Source organism: Streptomyces sp. UH6 (assembly GCF_013421635.1).
Classification (GTDB): domain Bacteria; phylum Actinomycetota; class Actinomycetes; order Streptomycetales; family Streptomycetaceae; genus Streptomyces; species Streptomyces abyssomicinicus.
The window spans coordinates 1-3,010 of the sequence record NZ_JACADT010000700.1; the positions used below are offsets into that span (position 1 = coordinate 1).

The following is a 3,010-nucleotide window of genomic DNA, read 5'->3' on the forward strand; positions in this document are numbered from 1 at the left end:
CGGCCGCCGCGGCGGTCACCGTCCGGTGGTCCGCCACCGCCCGCAGGATGTGCAGCCGCCGTGCCTCGATCACCGGGCCATTGTCTCAGCTCGCCACGGGTGCCCGGTCACGGTGCCGCGGGTGACCGGGCGCCTCACCCGCCGTGCCCCGCGCCCCGGCGGGCGGATTCCAGGGGCCGGGGCACGGCGGTGGGGCACGACGGTGGGCGTCAGTCCCGCAGCTCGGCGCGGGCCGAGACGAAGGCGGCCACCGCGGTCTCCACGTCCTCGGTGGAGTGCGCCGCCGAGAGCTGCACCCGGATCCGGGCCTGCCCCTGCGGGACCACCGGGTAGGAGAAGCCGATCACGTAGACGCCGCGCTCCAGCAGCAGCTCCGCCATCCGTCCCGCCACCGTGGCGTCGCCGAACATCACCGGGGCGATGGCGTGCTCGCCCGGCAGGACGTCGAAGCCCTCCTCGGTCATCCGGGTACGGAACAGCGCGGTGTTCTCGGCGAGCCGGGCGCGCAGTTCGCCGGCGGACTCCAGCAGGTCGAGGACCGTGAGCGAGGCCGCCGCGATCACCGGGGCGAGGGTGTTGGAGAACAGGTAGGGCCGCGACCGCTGGCGCAGCAGGGCCACGATCTCCGCGCGCGCGGCGACGTAGCCGCCGGAGGCGCCGCCCAGCGCCTTGCCCAGGGTGCCGGTGACGATGTCGACCTTGTCCGTCACGCCGAAGAGTTCCGGCGTGCCCCGCCCGTTCGGGCCGACGAATCCCACGGCGTGGGAGTCGTCGACCATCACCATGGCGTCGTACCGTTCGGCCAGCTCGCAGATCTCGTCGAGCGGCGCCAGGTAGCCGTCCATGGAGAAGACGCCGTCCGTGACGATCAGCTTGCGGCGCGCGTCGGAGGCGGCCTTGAGCTGGGTCTCCAGGTCGGCCATGTCACGGTTGGCGTAGCGGAAGCGCTGCGCCTTGGACAGGCGGATGCCGTCGATGATCGACGCGTGGTTGAGGGCGTCGGAGATCACCGCGTCCTCGGCGCCGAGCAGCGTCTCGAAGACGCCGCCGTTGGCGTCGAAGCAGGAGGAGTAGAGGATGGTGTCCTCCTGGCCGAGGAACGCGGAGAGGCGGCCCTCGAGCTCCTTGTGCACCTCCTGGGTGCCGCAGATGAAGCGGACCGAGGCCATGCCGTAGCCCCAGCGGTCCAGCGCGGCGTGGCCGGCGGCGACGATCTCGGGGTGGTCGGCCAGGCCCAGGTAGTTGTTGGCGCAGAAGTTGAGCACCTCGCCCGGGCGTCCGCCGGCGGTGACGTCGACCTTGGCGGACTGCGGGGTGCCGATGACGCGCTCGGGCTTGTGCAGGCCGGCGGCGCGGATCTCGTCGAGGGTGGCGCGGATGTCGTCGCGCACGGAGTCGAACATCAGGGGCTCCAGAAGTGGTTACGGACGGCGAGCAGCGGTCGGCGGACGGACCGGCGGCGGGGTCAGGAGGTCCAGTCGAGGATGACCTTGCCGCCCTTGCCGCTGGCGGCGTCGGCGAAGGCCGCCTCGTGGTCGCGGTGGTCGTAGCGGCCGGTGATCACCGGGGCGAGGTCGAGACCGTTCTCCAGGAGCACGGACATGGCGTACCAGGTCTCGAACATCTCGCGGCCGTAGATGCCCTTGACGGTGAGCATCGAGGTGACGATGCGCGACCAGTCGACCGGGAACTCCTCGGCGGGCAGGCCGAGCATGGCGATCCGGCCGCCGTGCGTCATGTTGGCGATCATCTCGCGCATCGCGGCGGCCTGGCCGGACATCTCCAGGCCGATGTCGAAGCCCTCGCGCAGACCGAGTTCGCGCTGTCCGTCGGCGATGGTCGTCCGCGCGACGTTGAGGGCGAGGTCCGCGCCGATCTTGCGGGCGAGCTCCAGGCGTTCGTCGCTGACGTCGGTGACGACGACGTTGCGCGCGCCGGCGTGCTTGGCGACGGCGGCGGCCATCAGGCCGATCGGGCCCGCGCCGGTGATCAGCACGTCCTCGTTGACCAGCGGGAACGACAGCGCGGTGTGCACGGCGTTGCCGAACGGGTCGAAGATCGCGGCGACGTCGAGGTCGACGGGGACCCGGTGCACCCAGACGTTGCCGGCGGGCAGGGCGACGTACTCGGCGAACGCGCCGTCGCGGCCGACGCCGAGGCCGACGGTGGAGCGGCACAGGTGACGGCGGCCGGCCAGGCAGTTGCGGCACTTGCCGCAGACCAGGTGGCCCTCGCCGCTGACCCGGTCGCCCGGCTTGATCTCGGCGACGTCGCGGCCGGTCTCCACGACCTCGCCGACGAACTCGTGGCCGACGACCAGCGGGGCGCTGATCGCCTGCTGGGCCCAGCCGTCCCAGGCGCGGATGTGCAGGTCGGTGCCGCAGATGCCGGTGCGCAGCACCTTGATCAGCACGTCACCGGGGCCGATCCCGGGCTCCGGGACGTCCATGAGCCGGAGGCCCGGCTCCGCCTTCTCCTTGACCAGCGCCTTCACCGATGCGGCTCCTGTGCGTGCGTTCCCGTCCCCCGGGCACGGCGAAGCGGCCCGGGAACGGGAGAAGAGGATGGTTACCCCTAGAAAATGCCGCACCGGAGGCGTCCGGGTCCATCGAGGATTTCTTAAGCGCCACCTCAGGATTGCTTCAGACGCGGATCATGGGCCGCCGCTCACGTGTCCCTCACAGGCGCCGCCGCAGTTCGTCGCGGACCTGCCGCAGTACGACCGGGTCGGTGGGGGCGTGCTGGTAGGACGGGGCCTCGGCGCGGACCAGTCCGCCCTCGACGAGGTCGGAGACCACCACCTTGGCGACGGCCACGGGCAGCATGAGGCGGGCGGCGAGTTCGGCGATGGTCACGGGTGTCCGGGCGAGGCCGAGCGCACGGGCGTGCTCGGGGCCGGGGTGCCCGCTCGCCGGGTGGCCGCTCGCCGTGACGTGGGTCAGCAGGTCGAGGTCGGCGGTGGGCCGGGTGCGGCCGTTGCTGACCGTGTAGGGCCGCACCAGCCGGCCGG

3 protein-coding genes are annotated in these 3,010 nt (G+C 72.4%); all 3 read right to left on the reverse strand.

Going from position 1 to position 3,010, the window contains the following annotated elements:
* Window positions 1–209: 209 nt before the first annotated feature.
* Window positions 210–1,403, reverse strand: coding sequence for a glycine C-acetyltransferase (locus HW445_RS24490; protein ID WP_180223108.1), 1,194 nt, complete (start codon window positions 1,401–1,403; stop codon window positions 210–212).
* A 62-nt stretch (window positions 1,404–1,465) separates the two neighbouring features.
* A complete protein-coding gene (tdh, locus tag HW445_RS24495; RefSeq protein WP_180223109.1) occupies window positions 1,466–2,494 on the reverse strand; it encodes an L-threonine 3-dehydrogenase in 1,029 nt (342 codons plus the stop codon).
* A gap of 184 nt (window positions 2,495–2,678) precedes the next feature.
* The coding region (locus HW445_RS24500) for a DUF742 domain-containing protein (protein ID WP_180223110.1) at window positions 2,679–3,010 on the reverse strand (332 nt) is incomplete at its 5' end.

Coding starts and splice junctions, on each gene's coding strand:
- HW445_RS24490 (WP_180223108.1), bottom strand. CDS start 1,403: ATGTTCGACTCCGTGCGCGACGACATCCGCGCCACCCTCGACGAGATC.